14 protein-coding genes and 1 pseudogene are annotated in these 17,476 nt (G+C 70.6%); 5 read left to right on the top strand and 10 right to left on the bottom strand.

Annotated features, from left to right (window positions below; translation table 11 throughout):
• The first annotated feature begins 5 nt into the window (after positions 1-5).
• Positions 6-3,122 (top strand): efflux RND transporter permease subunit, encoded by a 3,117-nt coding sequence (locus IPG65_RS18015; protein ID WP_293192470.1) that lies wholly within the window; start codon positions 6-8, stop codon positions 3,120-3,122.
• Between the two features lie 3 nt (positions 3,123-3,125).
• On the opposite strand, the gene IPG65_RS18010 is transcribed toward IPG65_RS18015, so the two are convergent.
• Positions 3,126-4,265 carry an acyltransferase gene (locus IPG65_RS18010; protein ID WP_293192468.1) on the bottom strand — a complete coding sequence of 380 codons (1,140 nt, stop codon included), beginning with the start codon at positions 4,263-4,265 and terminating at the stop codon, positions 3,126-3,128.
• A gap of 221 nt (positions 4,266-4,486) precedes the next feature.
• Positions 4,487-5,788 carry a lipase family protein gene (locus IPG65_RS18005; RefSeq protein WP_293192466.1) on the bottom strand — a complete coding sequence of 434 codons (1,302 nt, stop codon included), beginning with the start codon at positions 5,786-5,788 and terminating at the stop codon, positions 4,487-4,489.
• Between the two features lie 423 nt (positions 5,789-6,211).
• Here IPG65_RS18005 and IPG65_RS18000 point away from each other — a divergent pair, with 423 nt between their 5' ends.
• A complete protein-coding gene (locus IPG65_RS18000) occupies positions 6,212-7,627 on the top strand; it encodes an AMP-binding protein (protein WP_293192464.1) in 1,416 nt (471 codons plus the stop codon).
• A 375-nt stretch (positions 7,628-8,002) separates the two neighbouring features.
• On the opposite strand, the gene IPG65_RS17995 is transcribed toward IPG65_RS18000, so the two are convergent.
• The 5 genes from IPG65_RS17995 to moaA all read right to left on the bottom strand — a co-directional run bounded on the left by IPG65_RS17995 (position 8,003) and on the right by moaA (position 11,952).
• Positions 8,003-8,434 carry a PaaI family thioesterase gene (locus IPG65_RS17995; protein ID WP_293192462.1) on the bottom strand — a complete coding sequence of 144 codons (432 nt, stop codon included), beginning with the start codon at positions 8,432-8,434 and terminating at the stop codon, positions 8,003-8,005.
• Positions 8,435-8,457: 23 nt separating this feature from the next.
• Positions 8,458-9,675, bottom strand: coding sequence for an MFS transporter (locus IPG65_RS17990; protein WP_293192460.1), 1,218 nt, complete (start codon positions 9,673-9,675; stop codon positions 8,458-8,460).
• Between the two features lie 128 nt (positions 9,676-9,803).
• The gene (locus IPG65_RS17985) at positions 9,804-10,139 is read right to left on the bottom strand and encodes a thioredoxin family protein (protein WP_293192458.1); all 336 of its coding nucleotides are present in this window, start codon (positions 10,137-10,139) and stop codon (positions 9,804-9,806) included.
• Positions 10,103-10,813: a molybdenum cofactor guanylyltransferase MobA gene (gene mobA, locus IPG65_RS17980; RefSeq protein ID WP_293192456.1), complete on the bottom strand. Its 711-nt coding sequence runs from the start codon at positions 10,811-10,813 to the stop codon at positions 10,103-10,105. Before mobA ends, IPG65_RS17985 begins: the two co-directional genes overlap by 37 nt.
• Before the next feature lie 8 nt (positions 10,814-10,821).
• On the bottom strand, positions 10,822-11,952 hold the full coding sequence (moaA, locus tag IPG65_RS17975) for a GTP 3',8-cyclase MoaA (RefSeq protein ID WP_293192455.1): 1,131 nt from the start codon (positions 11,950-11,952) through the stop codon (positions 10,822-10,824).
• Here moaA and IPG65_RS19435 point away from each other — a divergent pair.
• Positions 11,927-12,271: pseudogene (locus tag IPG65_RS19435) on the top strand (hypothetical protein); the annotation flags it as partial. The gene moaA and the pseudogene IPG65_RS19435 sit on opposite strands and share 26 nt — an antisense overlap.
• A 50-nt stretch (positions 12,272-12,321) precedes the next feature.
• The gene (locus IPG65_RS17965) at positions 12,322-12,579 is read left to right on the top strand and encodes a hypothetical protein (RefSeq protein WP_293193096.1); all 258 of its coding nucleotides are present in this window, start codon (positions 12,322-12,324) and stop codon (positions 12,577-12,579) included.
• 9 nt (positions 12,580-12,588) lie between these two features.
• Here IPG65_RS17965 and miaA read toward each other — a convergent pair whose 3' ends face one another.
• Together miaA and IPG65_RS17955 are read right to left on the bottom strand one after the other, a co-directional pair.
• On the bottom strand, positions 12,589-13,569 hold the full coding sequence (gene miaA, locus IPG65_RS17960) for a tRNA (adenosine(37)-N6)-dimethylallyltransferase MiaA (protein ID WP_293192453.1): 981 nt from the start codon (positions 13,567-13,569) through the stop codon (positions 12,589-12,591).
• Positions 13,541-14,800: a multidrug effflux MFS transporter gene (locus IPG65_RS17955; RefSeq protein ID WP_366819531.1), complete on the bottom strand. Its 1,260-nt coding sequence runs from the start codon at positions 14,798-14,800 to the stop codon at positions 13,541-13,543. Before IPG65_RS17955 ends, miaA begins: the two co-directional genes overlap by 29 nt.
• A 363-nt stretch (positions 14,801-15,163) precedes the next feature.
• Between IPG65_RS17955 and IPG65_RS17950 the strand changes: the two genes are divergently transcribed.
• Positions 15,164-16,864 carry a hypothetical protein gene (locus IPG65_RS17950; RefSeq protein ID WP_293192451.1) on the top strand — a complete coding sequence of 567 codons (1,701 nt, stop codon included), beginning with the start codon at positions 15,164-15,166 and terminating at the stop codon, positions 16,862-16,864.
• Between the two features lie 271 nt (positions 16,865-17,135).
• Here IPG65_RS17950 and rpsT read toward each other — a convergent pair whose 3' ends face one another.
• Positions 17,136-17,438, bottom strand: coding sequence for a 30S ribosomal protein S20 (gene rpsT / locus IPG65_RS17945; RefSeq protein ID WP_293192449.1), 303 nt, complete (start codon positions 17,436-17,438; stop codon positions 17,136-17,138).
• Positions 17,439-17,476: the final 38 nt, after the last annotated feature.

Here is a 17,476-nt window from a genome sequence, read left to right as displayed (position 1 = left end):
CGGCCATGCAGCTCGCTGAAGCCTCCATCCGCCGGCCGGTGTTCGCCACCGTGCTGTCGCTGCTCGTGCTGCTGGTGGGGGCGGTGAGCTTCACGCGCCTGTCGGTGCGCGAATATCCCAAGATCGACGAACCCGTGGTCACCGTGAGCGTGATCTACGCGGGCGCCTCGGCCGAGGTGATCGAGTCGCAGGTGACCAAGCCGCTCGAGGACTCGATCGCCGGCATCGACGGCGTGGACGTGATCACCTCCATCAGCCGCGCCGAGCGCAGCCAGATCAGCGTGCGCTTCCGCCTCGAGAAGGATGCCGACAACGCCGCGGCCGAGGTGCGCGACCGCACTTCGCGCGTGCGCAACCGCCTGCCGGACGAGGTGGACGAGCCGGTGATCGCCAAAGTGGAGGCCGACGCCACGCCGGTGCTGTGGCTGGCCTTCAGCAGCGACACGCGCACGCCGCTGGAGATCAACGACCTGATCACGCGCATCGTCAAGCCGCGCCTGCAGACGGTGACCGGCGTGGCCGACGTGCCGATCTACGGCGAGCGCCGTTACGCCATGCGCGTGTGGCTGGACCCCGAGCGCATGGCCGGCTACCGCCTGACCACGCAGGACGTGGAGGACGCGATCCGCCGCAGCAACCTGGAGCTGCCCGCGGGCCGCATCGAGTCGCACCAGCGCGAGTTCAGCGTCACCTCCGAGACCAGCCTGGCGCGGCCGGAGCAGTTCGCCGGCATCGTGATCCGCACCGTGAACGGCTTCCCGGTGCGCCTGGCCGACGTGGCGCGGGTCGAGGAAGCGGCCGCCAACGACCGCAGCCGCGTGCGCCTGAACGGCCGCGACGCGATCTCGGTGGGCGTGATCCGCCAGGCCACGGCCAACCCGCTGGAGCTGTCGGACGGCGTGCGCGCCATGCTGCCCGTGCTGCAGCGCGACCTGCCGGCGGACGTGGTGATCGACATCGCCAACGACAACTCGCTGTTCATCGACCGCTCCATCAAAAGCGTTTACCAGACCATCGGCGAGGCGGTGGTGCTGGTGGCGCTGGTGATCTTCGTGTTTTTGCGCACGCTGCGCGCCTCCCTCATCCCCATCGTCACGATTCCGGTGAGCCTCATCGGCTCGTTCGCGCTGATGTCGCTGGCCGGGTTCTCGATCAACACGCTCACGCTGCTGGCGCTGGTGCTGGCCATCGGCCTGGTGGTGGACGACGCCATCGTGATGCTGGAGAACATCTTCCGCCACATCGAGGAAGGGCTCGACCCGTTCTCGGCCGCCATCAAGGGCGCGCGCGAGATCGGCTTCGCCATCGTCGCCATGACGCTCACCCTGGTGGCGGTGTACGCGCCGCTGGCCTTCACGCCGGGGCGCACGGGTCGGCTGTTCATCGAGTTCGCGCTGGCGCTGGCTGGCGCGGTGGTGGTGTCGGGCTTCGTCGCGCTCACGCTCTCGCCCATGCTGTGCTCGGTGCTGCTGCGCCACAACCCCAAGCCCAACTGGTTCGACCGCTCGATGGAGCGCTGGCTGACGCGCCTGTCGGACGCCTATGGGCGCCTGCTGCGCTGGGTGGTGACGGCGCGCGCGCCGGGCCGCGCGGGCCGGCTGCTGCAGGCGCGCTGGCTGGTGATCGGCGTGATGGCCGCCAGCGGCGTGCTGCTGTGGCTCGTCTACCCGACGATGAAGCAGGAGCTGTCGCCGCTGGAGGACCGGGGCACCATCCTCGTGAGCGTCACCGCGCCCGATGGCGCGACGCTGGCCTACACCAACCGCTACGCGCTCGAGCTGGAGAAGATCGGCCGCGGCTACCCCGAGTTCGACCGCATCTTCGCCAACATCGGCAACCCCACCGTGTCGCAGGGCAGCGTGGTGTTCCGCACCGTGGACTGGGAGCAGCGCGAGCGCAGCACGCTGGAGATCGCGCGCGACCTGCAGCCCAAGGTGGCCGGCATGCCGGGCGTCAACAGCTTTCTCATCACGCCGCCCTCGCTGGGCCAGGGTTTTCGCGCGCGCCCGCTGCACTACGTGGTGCAAAGCTCCGACAGCTACGAGAACCTGGCCGTCGTGGCCGGCAAGATGATGGCCGAGGTGGCCCGGAACCCCGGCATCGTCGGCCCCGACCTGGACCTGCGCCTGAACAAGCCCGAGCTGCGCATCGACGTGAACCGCGCCCGCGCCGCCGACCTGGGCGTGGGCGTGGACGTGGTGGCGCGCGCCATCGAGACCATGCTGGGCGGACGCACCGTCACGCGCTACAAGCGCGACGCCGAGCAGTACGACGTGATCGTGCAGACCCAGGCGAGCGGACGCACCACGCCGGAAGACATCGACGGCATCTACGTGCGCGGCCAGAGCGACGCGATGATCCCGCTGTCGGCGCTGGTGCAGGTGCGCGAGAGCGTGAGCCCGCGCGAACTCAACCACTTCGGCCAGCGCCGCTCGTTCACCATCCAGGCCAGCCTGTCGCCCGACTACTCGCTGGGCGAGGCGATCCGCTTCATGGACCGCGTGGCGGCGCAGCACATCCAGCCCGGCTACAGCACCGACCTGAACGGCATCTCGCGCGAGTTCAAGAGCTCGCAGGGCGCGCTGGCCATCGTCTTCGTGCTCGCGCTGGTGTTCATCTTCCTGGTGCTCGCGGCGCAGTTCGAGAGCTTCGTCGATCCGCTGGTCATCATGCTGTCGGTGCCGCTGTCGATGGTGGGCGCGCTGCTGGCGCTCAAGTGGAGCGGGGGCTCGCTCAACGTCTATTCGCAGATCGGGCTGATCACCCTGGTGGGGCTGATCACCAAGCACGGCATCCTGATCGTCGAGTTCACCAACCAGTTGCGCGAGCAGGGCATGGAGACGATCGACGCGCTGGTCAAGGCCTCGGCGCAGCGCCTTCGGCCCATCCTGATGACCACCGGCGCCATGGTGCTGGGCGCCGTGCCGCTGGCGCTGGCGCACGGCGCGGGCGCCGAGACGCGGCGGCAGATCGGCTGGGTCATCGTCGGCGGCATGAGCCTGGGCACGCTGCTGACGGTGTTCGTGGTGCCCACCGTGTACTCGCTGCTGGCGCGCAAACGCGTGCCGGGGGCGATCACGAAGGCGGTGGCGCCCGCCGCGCGGGAGCTACATGAAGCATAGCTGTCACCGCATATTGGGTGCGGGCTGGCGGCTGTTTTCTCTTGAATTGAGGGGTTGTGCACGGGGGTCTGCCGGCGCCGTGCCGCCGCGCGGCAGGCCATCGCGCCGGCGCAGCGCCCAGCGCTCGATGGTGTGGTACGACAGCGCCGCCAGCGCGGTGGAGAGGGCCAGGCCCAGCACCACCACCACCGGCCAGGAGAAGTCGGCGCGCAGGTAGCGCACCACCGGGTAGTGCCACAGGTAGATGCCGTAGGACAGGCGCCCCAGCCCCACCAGCGCCGGCGCGCTCAGCATGTCGTGGACCAGTCCCCGGTGCCGCTGCGCCGCCACCAGCACCACGACGGCCGCGCCCTCGACCACGGTGATGCCCCACAGCAGCGCCTGCGGCTTGTCCCACTCCAGCGCCATCAGCAGCGGCACCGCCAGCGGCAGCCACAGGGCGTGGCGCAGGTGGCGGCGCAGACCGGCGGCGAAGGCGGGCTGCTCGTGCATCAGCGCGGCGAGCAGGGCGCCGGCCAGCAGGCCCGAGGCGCGGGTGTCGAAGCGGAAGAAGACCTCGTAGAAGAGCTGGCCCTGCGCCACCCACAGCACGCGCCACAGCGTGGCCAGCAGCCACAGCAGCGCGATCGGCCGCCACAGCTCGCCCCGCGGCGTGCGGCGCAGCAGCAGCATCAGCAGCGGCGGCCACAGCAGGTAGAAGTGCTCCTCCACCGACAGCGACCACATGTGCAGCAGCGTGCCGGGGCGGTCGAAGAAGGCGATGCCGTAGTCGGCCAGGTAGAGGATGGAGACCAGTGCGTCCGAGAAGACGTCGTCCAGGCCGGGCCACAGCAGCGGCGCCATCAGGCAGTAGGCCGCCAGGAACAGCGCCAGCGCCGGCATCAGGCGGAAGAAACGCCGGCGGTAGAAGCGCCAGTAGTCCAGCCTGCCCGAGGACTGGTGCTCGATCAGCAGCAGCGCGGTGATCAGGTAGCCGCTGAGAACGAAGAACAGGTCCACGCCGAAGAACGCGCCGTCGAACAGCGGCACGTGGGCGTGTGACAGGATCACCAGCAGGATCGCCACGCCCCGCAGCCCATCGAGAGCGGGGTTGTAGCGCAATGCAAAATTCTTGACCGACAAAACCGGGGCACCTCTTGCCATTCCCCGGGGGCGGGCCCCGGCCTGCCGGCCAGTATGGGCGGGGCCTGGGCGCTGGGCCGTTACAGGACGTTGGGGTATCGGGCCTCATGTCAGGCAATGACGCCAGCGACAACACTTGCGAACACATTGGCGGCTCGCCCGGGGCGCACGAGCGGGCCGGCAAAAGAAAACCGGCTCAGAGGCCGGCTTCGAGGGGACGCGCGGGCCTGGGCCCGCGGGGGTCAGCGCACCGAGTCGAAGAACTGGCGCGCCGCCGCGTAGCAGAACATTGGCTCGTAGGGCGAGTGGTAGTTGCTGTAATAGGTGGCGAACTCGGGCGTCGCGGGGTCGGTGGGCGCCACGCCGCCGGGGGCGAACGCGGCCTGCACCTGCGCGTCCACGTCCACCGAGGTGACGTTGGTGACGTTGCGCGCGGTGAAGTCGGCCATCAGCACGTTCTGATGCACCGCCGGCGGCACCACGGGGTCGCCCGAGCCGCCGCACAGCAGCACCGGCGCCTTGGGCGTCCAGCCGATGAAGCTGTTCTTGAGTCCCGCCTGGTAGAGCGGGTTGTTGCCCTTGGCGCGCACGCCTTCCACGAAGGCCGGCTGCAGGATGAGGTTCAGCGCGCTGGCGGCCGGGAGGTCCATGCGCAACTGGGCGTAGAGGCCGGCGACGTCCGTCGAGGGAAACGCGGTTTCGATGAAACCGTCGTAGGGCGGCTGGAAGGCGTCCGATGCCTTGCCGTAGATGTTGCCGTAGGCGTGCTGCCAGGCGGTGATGATGAAGGGCAGGAACAGTTGCGAGCCCGCCGTCGGCGTCGGCAGGCTGAGTGCCGTGCCCAGGTTGTAGGGGCCGGCCAGGTGAGCGCCGCCGACCACGCTGAAGTCCTTGATCTTGTCCTTGTCCTCGGCCGCGCGCTGCGCCGCTGCGGACGAATGGCCACCCTGCGAGTACCCGGTGAACATCACCTTGCCCGACAGCTTGGCGCCCACCGCCGAGGCGGCGTTGCCCGCCGCGCGCACCGAATCGATGACCGCGCTGCCCTCGGAGGCCGCGTCCTGGTAAGGGTGGTAGGTGTAGGTGGATTTGGCGTAGCCCAGGTAGTCGGTCGCCACCACGGCGTAGCCCTGGGCGGCGAAAAAGGCGATCAGCGAGGCGGTCTCGCCGTCTTGCGGGTTGGCCAGCGTGCGCGTTTTCAGCGCGTTGGTGCCGCGCGCATAGGCCACCAGCGGCGCCGCGCCGCTACAGGCAGGGTCGCTGCCGGCGGGCACCAGCATCACGCCGGAGGAGTTGGCGCCATCCTCGCCCTTGGCGCCGATGGTGGCGTAGTTCAGCGCCACCACCTTGACGTCGCACTTGGCCGGTCCGCTGACCGCCTGCAGGCCGCTCTGCGCCGTGGCGGCGTCGATTTGCGCCACGGTGAGCGTGGTGACGATGGCGGCCGGGTCCAGCAGCTCGCCGCGGTCGGGGCCGTCGGAGCCGCCGCAGGCCGCCAGCACGGCGGCCGCGGACGCGACGCAGGTCAGACGAAACAGCTTCATGGGGTGCCTTTCCTTATTGGATGGAGAAATGGGAACATCGCATCCTGCGTGCGCGGCTCACGCGCATCCATTGGGGATTACGCGGGGACGGGGACGCAAAAAGAGCCGCCGGTCGCCAGCGAACGGCTTCGATCCGAGGTCGGGCGGGCATTCCGGGCTTTTATATGCTACTGAATAAATAGCTATAGGCGATTTACTGTCGCGGGCTGCAGGCGTTATTGATCCGAATAAACCGAAGATGCCCGGCACCGGTGCCGGGCAATGGCCCCGCTCCGCTCTCATGAATTGATCCTGCGCAAGGTCCGACCGCCATGCAGGGGCAAGATGCATGCAGGGATCGCGCCACGACCCCGGAAAGACCTGTATGCGCACCGTCCATCCGCTTTGCCCAGGCCACCCCGCGCCGCTGCCGGAAGGCCCGCCATGACCGCCGTCTTCGACCCCGTGCACCTGCAGGCCGCCCTGCTGGACGCGGTGGCCGCCAGCTTCGCCCCGCCGGCGCTGCTGCTGCAGCGCCAGCAGCAGCGCCTGCTGCGCCTGCTGGACGCCGCGCGCGAGGGCTCGGCGCTGTACCGCGAGCGCCTGCCCCGCGCGGGCGCGGGCGCGGCCGACTGGACGCGCGTGCCGCACGTCACGCGCGGCGAGCTGATGGGGCGCTGGGACGAATGGGTGGCCGACCCGGCGCTGCGGCTCGACGAATTGCGCGACTTCTCGCGCCAGGCGGCGCGGGTCGGCGAACCCTGGCAGGGCCGCTACATGGTGTGGGAAAGCTCCGGCACCAGCGGCCAGCCCGGCGTGTTCGTGCAGGACGCGCGGGCCCTGGCGGTGTACGACGCGCTGGAGGCCGTGCGCCACCGCCCGCCGGGGCCGGGCGCTGGCCGCCTGTTCGGTCCCTTCGCGGCGCTGCAGGCCATGGTCGGCGCCGACCGCACCGCCCTGGTCACGGCCACGGGCGGGCACTTCGCCTCCATCGTCAGCTTCGAGCGCCTGCGGCGACTCAACCCCTGGGTCGCGGCGCAGGCGCGCAGCTTCAGCCTGCTGCAGCCGGTGGCCGCGCTGGTGGCGGCGCTGAACGACTTCCAGCCCACCGTCATCGCCACCTACCCCACGGCCGCCGCGCTGTTGGCCGAGGAGGCCGAGGCCGGGCGCCTGCGCGTGCGCCCGCGCTGCGTGATGACCGGCGGCGAGACCCTGGGCCCCGCCGTGCGCGCGCGCATCCAGCAGGCCCTGGGCGCCACCGTGCGCGGCAGCTACGGCGCGTCGGAGTTTTTGCCCATCGCCTGGGAGTGCGCGCACGGCCGCTTGCACGTCAACGAGGACTGGGTGATCCTGGAGCCGGTGGACGAGCGCCACCGCCCCGTGCCGCCCGGCCAGGCCGGGCACGGCGTGCTGCTGACCAACCTGGCCAACCGGGTGCAGCCGCTGATCCGCTACGAACTGGGCGACCACGTCACGCTGCACGCCGGGCGCTGCGCCTGCGGCTCGGCCCTGCCGGTGATCGAGGTGCGCGGCCGGCGCGACGACGTGCTGCGCGTGCCCGGCCGGCGCCGCGGCCAGAGCGTGAGCCTGCTGCCGCTGGCGCTGTGCACCGTGGTCGAGGAGGAGTGCGGGCTGTTCGACTTCCAACTGCTGCAGCGCGACGCCCGCACGCTGGTGCTGCGCGTGCCACTGCGCGGCGACGCGGCCGCCGCCGCCATCGACCGCTGCCGCGGCGCCCTGCAGCACTTCGCCGCCGCGCAGGGCGCCGGACCCATCCGCGTGCTGGGCGAGGCGGGCTGCGACGTGCCGCGCGGGCGCAGCGGCAAGGCGTGCCGGGTGATGCCGGGAGTGAACGTTTGATTGGGTGCTGTGTTTGAAGCCTGGCTGGCTTTAGCCCGCATGGATATTGCGCAGGGAGCTATCGATCTTGTAGTTATCCTCGGTTGGTTGGAGGCGCTGTAGGCCGGGAATTCGCCCCAGTGGGCGACCCACTTTTTCTTGCACGATGTCCAGACCGGGAACGCCCGCACACCTGGCCCGCGCGCAGCCCCCGGGTCGCCGAGTTGGCGGTGCTGGCCCTGCGCTGCCAGCACCCGGCCTGGGGTGGATGCAAGAGCGCCCGGCGCCTGGCCGACCTCGGCCCAGCCCGACAGCTCATCCAACAACAAGAACCATCAAATTTGATAGCTTCAACCACAATATCCACGCGGGATGAAACCCGATTCAGCTCAAAAATCAGCCCTTCGGCCAAAGCACCATCTGCGTGCAGCGGAACAGAGCGATGGTGCGGCCCGACGCCTCGTCGGTCACCACCGCATCCCACACCTGCGTGTTGCGTCCCAGGTGCTGCGCCGTGGCGACGCAGGCGATGGCGCCTTCCTTCACCGTCCCCAGGTGGTTGCTTTTCAACTCGATGGTGGTGAAGGACTGCGCGCCGGCCGGCAGATGCGCCACCGTCGCGTAGCCGCACGAGGTGTCCGCCAGCGCCACCACGCTGGCCGCGTGCAGGTAGCCGTTGGACGCGAAGTGCAGCTGTTCCACCGGCATGCGGCTCGCCAGCCGGCCCTCGGCCAGTTCCAGGATGTGGATCCCCAGGAAGCCCGGCAGGTGGCCGGGGCTGCGCTGGTTGAGGGCATCGACGGTGACTTCGGGGCGCAGCAAGGGCATGGCGTGTTCTCCAGGTTCAAGGTTCAGGCGGCGGCGGGCGCGGTGCGCGCGATGCGCGCTTCGCGGATCGGCAGGTTCAGCACGGCGGCCAGCAGCGCCAGCGCGATGTCGGCCCACCACATCCACGTGTAGTCGCCGAAGCGCGTGATCGCCAGGCCGCCCAGCCACGCGCCCAGGAAGCCGCCGATCTGGTGGCTCAGCAGCGTCAGCCCGAACAGCGTGCCCAGGTAGCGCACGCCGAACAGCTTGCCCACCAGGCCCGCCGTGGGCGGCACCGTGGCCAACCAGGTCAGGCCCAGGCCGACGGCGAAGACGTAGAACACCCAGGGCTCGCGCGGCATCATCAGGTACCACAGCACCAGCGCGGCGCGGCTGCCGTACATGATCGCCAGGATCATCTTGCTGCGGTACTGGCCCACCAGGTGGCCGGTCACCAGGCTGCCGACCACGTTGGCCAGCCCGATCAGCGCCAGCGACCAGCTCGCCACCGAAGGCGGCAGGCCGCACAGGTCCACCTCGGTCGGCAGGTGCGTGACCAGGAAGGCGATGTGGAAGCCGCAGGTGAAGAAGCCCGCGTGCAGCAGCAGGTAGCTGCGGTCGCCCAGTGCGCCCTTCACGGTCGCGCGCAGGCCCTGCTCGCCCGCCGCCGGGGCGGCCGGGGCCTGCCCGCCCCGGGTCACCCGGCCCACCAGCGGCAGCGCCGCCAGCGAGATCACGGCCAGCGTGTACATGGCGCCCATCCAGCCCAGCAGCTGGATCAGCTTTTGCGCCACCGGCGCGAACACGAACTGCCCCAGCGAGCCGCCAGCGTTGATCACGCCCGAGGCCGTGCCGCGCGCCTCGGCCGGCATGCGCTGCGCCGCCGCGCCGATCAGCACCGAGAAGCTGCCCGCGCCCGCGCCCATGGCCACCAGCAGGCCCTGGGCGAACACCAGGCCGATGCCCGAACCCATCAGCGGCGTCAGCGCCGTGCCCAGCGCCATCACCACGATGCCGCCGACCAGCACCGCGCGCGGTCCCCAGCGATCGGCCGCCGCGCCGGCGATCGGCTGAATCGCGCCCCAGGTGAACTGCGCCACCGCCAGGGCGAAGCTGATGGTGGCGATGCCCAGGCCGGTGGACGTGTTGATCGGCCCCACGAACAGGCCGATGGACTGGCGCGCGCCCATGGTGATCATCAGGATGCCGGCGGCCGCCAGGGTGATGGTCATGGCGCCCGAGGCTCTGAGGGTGGTGAACATGATGTTTTTTGCTTATGTCTGAAGCCGCCGCGGTGCCGTGGCCCGACGGGCAACGGATGATAGTGACCCGGGCGCAGGCTTGCCGGCGAAGGCCCATGTCCCGGCAGTCGGGGGGCCGGCCCTGGGCGTCAGGCCGGCGGCTGGATCTGCCGCAGCGTCTGCGCGATCTCCCGCGGCTGGTGCGGCCGCACCAGCCGTGCCACCTCAACGCCGTCCTTCAGGAACACCAGCGTCGGCCACAGCTTGATGCCGAAGCTGCGCCCCAGCCGGCGGCCGGGGCCGTCCTCGACCTTGACGTGCGGCACCTCGGCGCCGGCCTGCGAGAACGCCGCCTGGACGTGCGGCTGCGCGCCCTGGCACCAGCCGCACCAGTGGGTGCCGAACTCCAGCACCAGGGGGCCGCGCGCGGCGTCCACGTCGGCGCGGGTCAGGGTCTCGGGGGTGAAGGCGGCGGTGTAGGGCATGGGGGGATCGTAAACGGGCTCTGATTCTCGGCGCGCTCCAGCCGGCGCAGCTCTTCCAGCGTATTGGCGTTGGCGAAGGCGCGCGGATCGTCGCTCGGCGCGTCGAAGGGCACGATGACCCGCCGGTGCTGCGCGGCCCAGGCATCGACCTTGCGCCCGCCCGCCTGCATGAAGCCGGCCAGGCTGTCCCGCAGCGTGGCGCGCAGCAGGCAGAACACGGGCTGCGTGCGCAGGCGGGCCGCGCCGGGCTCGTCGCCGCCAAGCGCGGCGGCCATGGCGATATCGGCCGTTTGCTCGCACAGGGCTTGCGCCAGGCGCTCGCAAAGCGATAGCGGAAAGTGGGGAACGTCGCAGGGCAGGGTGAGCAGCAGCGGGGTTTGGCAGTGCTCCAACGCCGCCAGAAAACCCGCCAGTGGCCCGGCGTGGCCAGGCACGGCGTCGGGCCACACGGGCGCGCCGAAGGCAGCGTAGTCGGCCAGGTGGCGGTTGGCGCTGATCATCACCGCGGCCGGCGGCAGGCTCTGTCGCCGCAGCCGCCGCAGCGCGTGCAGCGCCAGCGGCACGCCGCGAAAGGGCTGCAGCCCCTTGTCCGCCCTGCCCATGCGCGTGCCCTGGCCGCCGGCCAGGAGGAGGGCGGTGATGTCCCGCGACGTGACTGGCGGCGGCGATGCCATGGGGCCGCTCATCCCCCGATGTAGCTCATCTCGACCCGCCGCGCGCCGCCCTCGGCGTCGGCCGGCAGGCTGGCGCGCAGCTCGCTGTAGCGGTCGGCGCGGCCCTGCCAGAGGGCGGCGATGGCGCCGGCGATGGCCTCGTCGCCGGCGCCGCCGCGCAGCAGGGCGCGCAGGTCGTACCCCTGGGTGGCGAACAGGCACAGGTACATGCGGCCATCGGTGGACAGGCGCGCGCGGCTGCAGCCGCCGCAGAAGGCGTGGGTGACACTGCTGATGACGCCGACTTCGCCCAGCGCCGGGTCGTGCCGGCCGTCGGCCCCCGCGTGGCCCCAGCGCTCGGCGGTCTCGCCCGGCGCGGCGGGATCGAGCGCCACCAGGGGGAATTCGGCCTGCAGCCGGCGCACGACCTCGGCCGAAGGCAGCACCTCGTCCATGCGCCAGCCGTTGGTGGCGCCCACGTCCATGTACTCGATGAAGCGCAGCGTGATGCCGCTGCCGCGGAAGTGCCGCGCCATGGGCAGGATCTCGTGCTCGTTGGTGCCGCGCTTGACCACCATGTTGACCTTGACCGGCGCCAGCCCGGCCGCGTGCGCCGCCTCGATGCCGGCCAGCACCTCGGCGACGGGGAACTGGACGTCGTTCATGCGGCGGAACACCTCGTCCTGCAGGCCGTCCAGGCTGACGGTGACGCGCCGCAGCCCGGCGGCGGCCAGCGTGGCCGCCTTGCGCGCCAGCAGGGCGCCGTTGGTGGTCAGCGTGATGTCCAGCGGCTCGCCGCCGGGGGTGCGCAGCGCGGCCAGTTGCCCGACCAGCCGCTCGATGCCCTTGCGCAGCAGCGGCTCGCCGCCGGTCAGGCGCAGCTTGGTCACGCCGCGCGCGACGAACAGGCGCGCCAGCCGCGTGATCTCCTCGAAGCTGAGCAGATCGCCGTGCGGCAGGTACTGGTAGCGGCTGTCGAACACCTCCTTGGGCATGCAGTAGCTGCAGCGGAAGTTGCAGCGGTCGGTGACGCTGATGCGCAGGTCGTGCAGAGGGCGCCCTCGCGCATCCAGCAACTCGCCGGTGGGCGCGAACGCGGGCACGGGCACCCACCGCGCGGCGGCACGCTGGTCGATGAGGGGTATGACGCGTTCACCCATGGGCGGATTATCCCGAAGCGGACGCGGCGACACGGCGGTGGTGCCATGCGGGCGCCGCGGCCTCGGCGCTACCATGAGCAAACTGATGGCCTTGCATTGGAGAAGCTGGATGCACGACTCGACCTGGTCACGCCGCCGCCTGCTGCATCTGGGCGCCGCCGGCGCGCTGGCGCCGGCCTGGGCGCTGGCGCGCGAGAAAAAAGAAGCGCCCCTGCCCGCCGTCGGCAGCATCCTGCCGCTGGTGCCGGCCGCGCTGCTGGACGGCGGCCGCTTCGAGCCCGCGCAGGCCGAGGGCCGGGTGCTGGTGCTGTACTGGTGGGCCAGCTGGTGCCCCTTCTGCGCGCAGCAAAGCCCCGAGATGCAGAAGCTGTGGGCGGCGCAGCGCGGCGCGGCCTGCGGATGCTGGCGCTGTCCATCGACCGCCAGTCCGGCGACGCCCTGGCCTACCTGCGCCGCAAGGGCTACACCTTTCCCGCCGTCTGGCTCGGCCCCGACCTGGCGCGCGCCTACCCCAAGCCCGAAGGCCTGCCCGTGACGGTGGTGCGCGGCAAGGACGGGCGTGTGGCGCAAGCCGAGAAGGGCCAGCTCTTCGCGGAGGACGTGGCGGAACTCGCGCGTTGGGTGTAGCGCCCGCGCTCAAGCCCGGCCAATGCCCAGGGCCTGAAGCAGGCCCTTCGCCAGCTCGGCCGGACGGGCTTCCTGATCGATCGCCAGCACGTGCCGGCCGGCCATGCCGCGCAGCCAGGTGAGCTGGCGCTTGGCCAACTGGCGCGTGGCGGCGATGCCGCGCTCGCGCAGCTCGGCCAGCGGCCGGCCCGCCTCCAGCGCCTCCCACGCCTGCCGGTAGCCGATGCAGCGCATCGAGGGCAGGTCGGGCGTCAGGTCGCCGCGCGCGCGCAGCGCCGCCACCTCGTCCAGAAAGCCCCCGGCCAGCATCGCGTCGAAGCGGCGCGCGATGCGCTCGTGCAACCAGGCGCGGTCCCGTGGTTCCAAGGAAAAAAGCGGTGTAGCCCGCATCCATTCTTCGTCAGCAGCTCCTGATTTTGCAGTGTGGAAGGTGGACAGGGGCCGCCCGGTGACGCGCCACACCTCCAGCGCGCGCTGGATGCGCTGGCCGTCGGCCGGGGCCAGCCGCGCGGCGGTGGCGGGGTCCACGCGCGCCAGCTCGGCGTGCAGCGCCGGCCAGCCGCGCGCGCGCGCCTCGGCCTCCAGCGCGGCACGCACGGCGGGGTCGGCGGCCGGCAGGGCGTCCAGTCCTTCGAGCAGCGCCTTGAAGTACAGCATCGTGCCGCCCACCAGCAGCGGCAGCCGGCCGCGCGCGCGGATCTCGCCCATCAGGCGCCGCGCGTCGCGCGCGAACTCGGCGGCGCTGTAGGCCTCGCGCGGGTCGCGGATGTCGATCAGGTGGTGCGGCGCGGCGGCGCGCTCCCCGGGCGTGGGCTTGGCGGTGCCGATGTCCATGCCGCGGTACACCAGGGCCGAATCGACGCTGATGACCTCCACCGGCCAGCGCTCGGCCAGCGCCAGCGCCAGCGCGCTCTTGCCGCTGGCCGTGGGGCCGGCCAGGCACAGCGCCTGGATCGGCGCCTCAGGCCGGCTCGGGGTCGGGTTGGCCATGGCGCTGTACCAAAGTCCATGCGGTGAAGGCGACCACCATGCACGCCAGCCCGAAGCCCAGGGCCAGGGGGCGGGCCGTGCCGTCCATCGCGCGGCCCAGCCACAGGCCCACGGGAAAGGCGGCGGCCATCATGATGAAGCCGTTCAGCGCCGAGGCCGCTCCCGCCATGCGCGGAAACGGCGCCACCGTGCCGCTCTGGCCCACCGGCTGGTGCACGCCGTGCGCCAGGATGAACAGCGCCTGCGGCAGCACCAAGGCCCAGGCCCCGTACCAGGGCCGGCCCCAGCCGAACCAGGCCAGCGCGGCCATCAGCACGCCGGCGGTGAAGGTCAGGCCGCCCGCCACCGCCACCGTGCGGCGCAGGCCCCAGCGCGGCAGCAGCCGCCGGCAGGCGACGGTGCCGACGATGTACAGCGCCGACAGCCCCGCCATGATGGCGCCGTAGGCCAGCTGGCTCAGGCCCAGCGCCTCGATCAGCACGAAGGACGACGCCGCCAGGAAGGTGAACAGCCCCACGTAGGACGACGTGGCCAGCAGCGAATAGGCGATGAACGTGGGGTGCCGCGCGATGCACGTCCACGACCGCCACAGCGTGCGCGGCGCCAGCGCGTGCGGGTTGGGCGCGGCATTGGTTTCCCGGAAGCGCAGCGCCAGCACCGCCAGCGTGCCGATGCCGAACACCCCCAGCACCGCGAAGGCCGCGCGCCAGTGCAGCCACGCCGCCATCAACCCGCCCAGCGGCGCGCAGACGATGGCGATGGCGCCCAGGCCCGACAGGCCCTTGGACATCATGCGCGCGCCCTCCAGCGGCGGGTACAGGTCGCGCACGATGGCGCGCGCGCACATCACCGCCGCGCCCATGGCGGCGCCCTGCGCGATGCGCGCCAGGATCAGCAGCGGCATGGTCGGCGCCACCACGCAGGCGAGGGAGGCCAGCACGTAGGCCCCCATGCCCGCCAGCAGCACCGGCCGCCGGCCTAAGCGGTCCGACAGCGGCCCCCACGCGAGCTGCGAGACGCCGAAGGCCAGCATCAGCGCGGCAAAGGTCATCTGCACCTGGTGCATCGACGCGCCCAGGTCGGCCTGCAGCGCCGGCAGGGCGGGCAGGACCACGTCGGTGGTGACCGGCTGCAGGCCCAGCAGCAGGGCCAGCAGGACGACGACGATCAGGGGGGGCATGGCCGCCGCGGCGCCGCGCGGCGCGCCGCCGGCCTGGGGCTGGGTGGACACGCGGGCGAGCGTATCAGTTTTCAATCGCCCGCCGCCGCCCAGCGCCTTGTCGTCGGATCCCGTCCGGCCTGCCGGCGGAGAATGCGGACTATCCGTGCAATCTGGATATTCCGTACAACCATCCCCAGCAGATGGTGCATGAAAACCATCCAATGAAATCAGGCATCAAACGTACGCAGCGGGACTACATGCTGGCTTTTAAGTTGTCGGTGGTCAACCTTGCACCTCGTGCGCCGGGGGAACCCGGAGATATTCAACAACTTCAAGAGGTTGCGAGTTGTTCAGAGCGGACATGGCTATGAGAAAGAGCATTCTGTCGCAATAATGGCGCCCTCAACTTTCTTTCTATAGAGCGGACTAGCTATGAAAAAGAGCATTCTGTCGCTGAGCGCAGCAATTGCCCTGGGCGGCCTGGGGCTTGCCAGCACGGCCCACGCGGTTGTCGCGCTGGGTATCGAGGGCACCAACCTTGGCGGAACGGCCCCTGCCTCGGATCTGGTGATTCACCCGGCCGGCACGGGCCACATGCTGATCGGGCCGTACTTCACGACCCAGGGCAACATGGGTTCGCTGTTCAACATCACCAACACCGACACGGTCAACGGCAAGGTGGTGAAGGTTCGCTTCCGCGGGGCCAGCGGCTCTGACGAACTGCTGGACTTCACGGTGTTCCTGTCGCCCGGCGACGTGTGGAGCGGATCGCTGGCGCGCAACGCTGCTGGCCGCACCGTGCTGAGCACCGACGACAAATCGTGCACCCTGCCCGAGGCCGGTGCGCCCAACCAGTGGCCTGGCGTGTTCAAGACCCTGCGCCTGCCCAAGCTCAGCGATGAGAGCAAGGTGAACGCGCTGACCCGCGAAGGCTACTTCGAGGTGTACACCATGGCCGACGTCCCTGCGCAAAGCAAGGGTCCGTTCGGTGCGACCCCCAACCCGCTGTACACGGCCATCAAGCACAAGGCAGGCGTTGCACCGTGCACGGCCGAAGTGCTCGACGTGCTGAAGTCGGTCCAGGTGCTGACCACCGCCTCCGACGCGCTGGCCGTGGGCCTGGACAGCCCCACGGGCAAGCTGATGGGCTCGTGGGCGGTGCTGAACACCGAGCAGATCGCCGTGTATGGTGGCGCGCAGACTGCGGTTCTGGCCGCTACCGCCCCGCTGGGCGTCAACGGCGTGGCGCCCGAAGGTGCTGGCTTGATCAACTACTCGCCCCAGATGACCGGCAACGTGCCTTACCCGATCGTGGTGCAGTTCACCTCCGATCCGCTGATGACCGTGCCGCCCAACCAGTTCCTCCTGGGCATCACCGCTCAGTGGTGGGATCTGCCCAACCTGTCCACGCCGTACATCGTGGGTGATTACCCGCAAGACCAGGCGGTGAAACTGTCCAAAGCCCTGGCCAAGGAATTCATCATGAACGACTACGTGGCCACGGCCGCGGGCGCTGGTGGAGTGGCCTGGATGACGGACTGGGTGGTGTCGCAGCCGACGCGCCGCTACCACGCCGCGGTGCTGTACGACTCGCTGTCGCCGCTCACCAACGGCAGCCCGGTGATTCTGCCGGACTGGCTGGGCAGCATGGGTTTTAGTGGGTTCATCAACCCCGAGAGCCCGTACACCGGCCGTCTGGTGCTGAACCACAACGCTGGCGGCTACGGCCCGATGGCGTGCCTGCGTCCAATACTCACGCTCTGGGATCGTGAAGAGACGGGGGGATGGACGGGTGGCTTCTCGCCTGGCGAGGGTCAAGCGTGCGGTGAAGTGTTCACGCTGCAGTTCGGCACCAGCTCGGTGCTGCAAGCGGCGGTGACGGCGCACAGCGTGACGCACCCGCTGCCGGGCGTGGCGGGCTGGGCCAAGCTGCAGATGAGCCAGAACACGGGGACCGGGTCCGGGTCACCCACCGCCATCCACCCGGTGCCGGTGGTGGGCTTCGCGGCCACCTCGATCAAGGCTGGCAACGGCAACTACGGCCTGACCATCCCGCATCGCTGGACCGGCGCTGTCGTGGGCGGTGGCGGTGGGAACGGTGGCGGTGGGAACGGCGGCGATGTTGGGGGTTAAGCCGCCGATATGAGCAGGTAAATCGACCCCATCGGCCTGATGGCCGATGGCGGGCGAATCCAGAAAGGGCGGGAGCAATCCCGCCTGATCCGTCCTCACCTGGGTTGACACCTGTTCCTCTCGCCACCGCAACCTGCAGCATCGGCGGCTTCTGCTGAAGCCGAAACGAAAAAACCGCCTGAAGGCGGTTTTTTCGTTCTGCCGGCAGCGCACCCGAATCAAACGGCGGAGAGGGTCGGGGCGACCCTTCCGGGCGGGTGTGTCGTGGGGGTCAGGCCGCGGCCTGGACCAGGCCCTTGACCTTGGCCGACAGGCGGCTCTTGTCGCGCGCGGCCTTGTTCTTGTGGAAGATGCCCTTGTCGGCCACCGTGTCCACCACCGACTGCATGAGGGCGAAGGCGCTCTTGGCCTTGTCCTGGTCGCCGGCCAGCACGGCCTTCTCGACGTTTTTCACGGCGGTGCGGTATTTGGAGCGCAGCGAGGTGTTCGCGGCGTTGAGTTTGACGTCCTGGCGGACGCGCTTGCGGCCCGACGCCAGGCGCGGGTTCTTTTTCTTGGGCTTTCCAGCAGCCATCGAAGTGTTCCTTTAGGGGTTTGCGGATGATGTCGGCA

The organism is Ottowia sp., from assembly GCF_016703145.1.
Classification (GTDB): Bacteria; Pseudomonadota; Gammaproteobacteria; order Burkholderiales; family Burkholderiaceae_C; genus Ottowia.
Note: the sequence above shows the minus strand (reverse complement) of the source record. Positions and strands in the feature narration are given on the sequence as shown.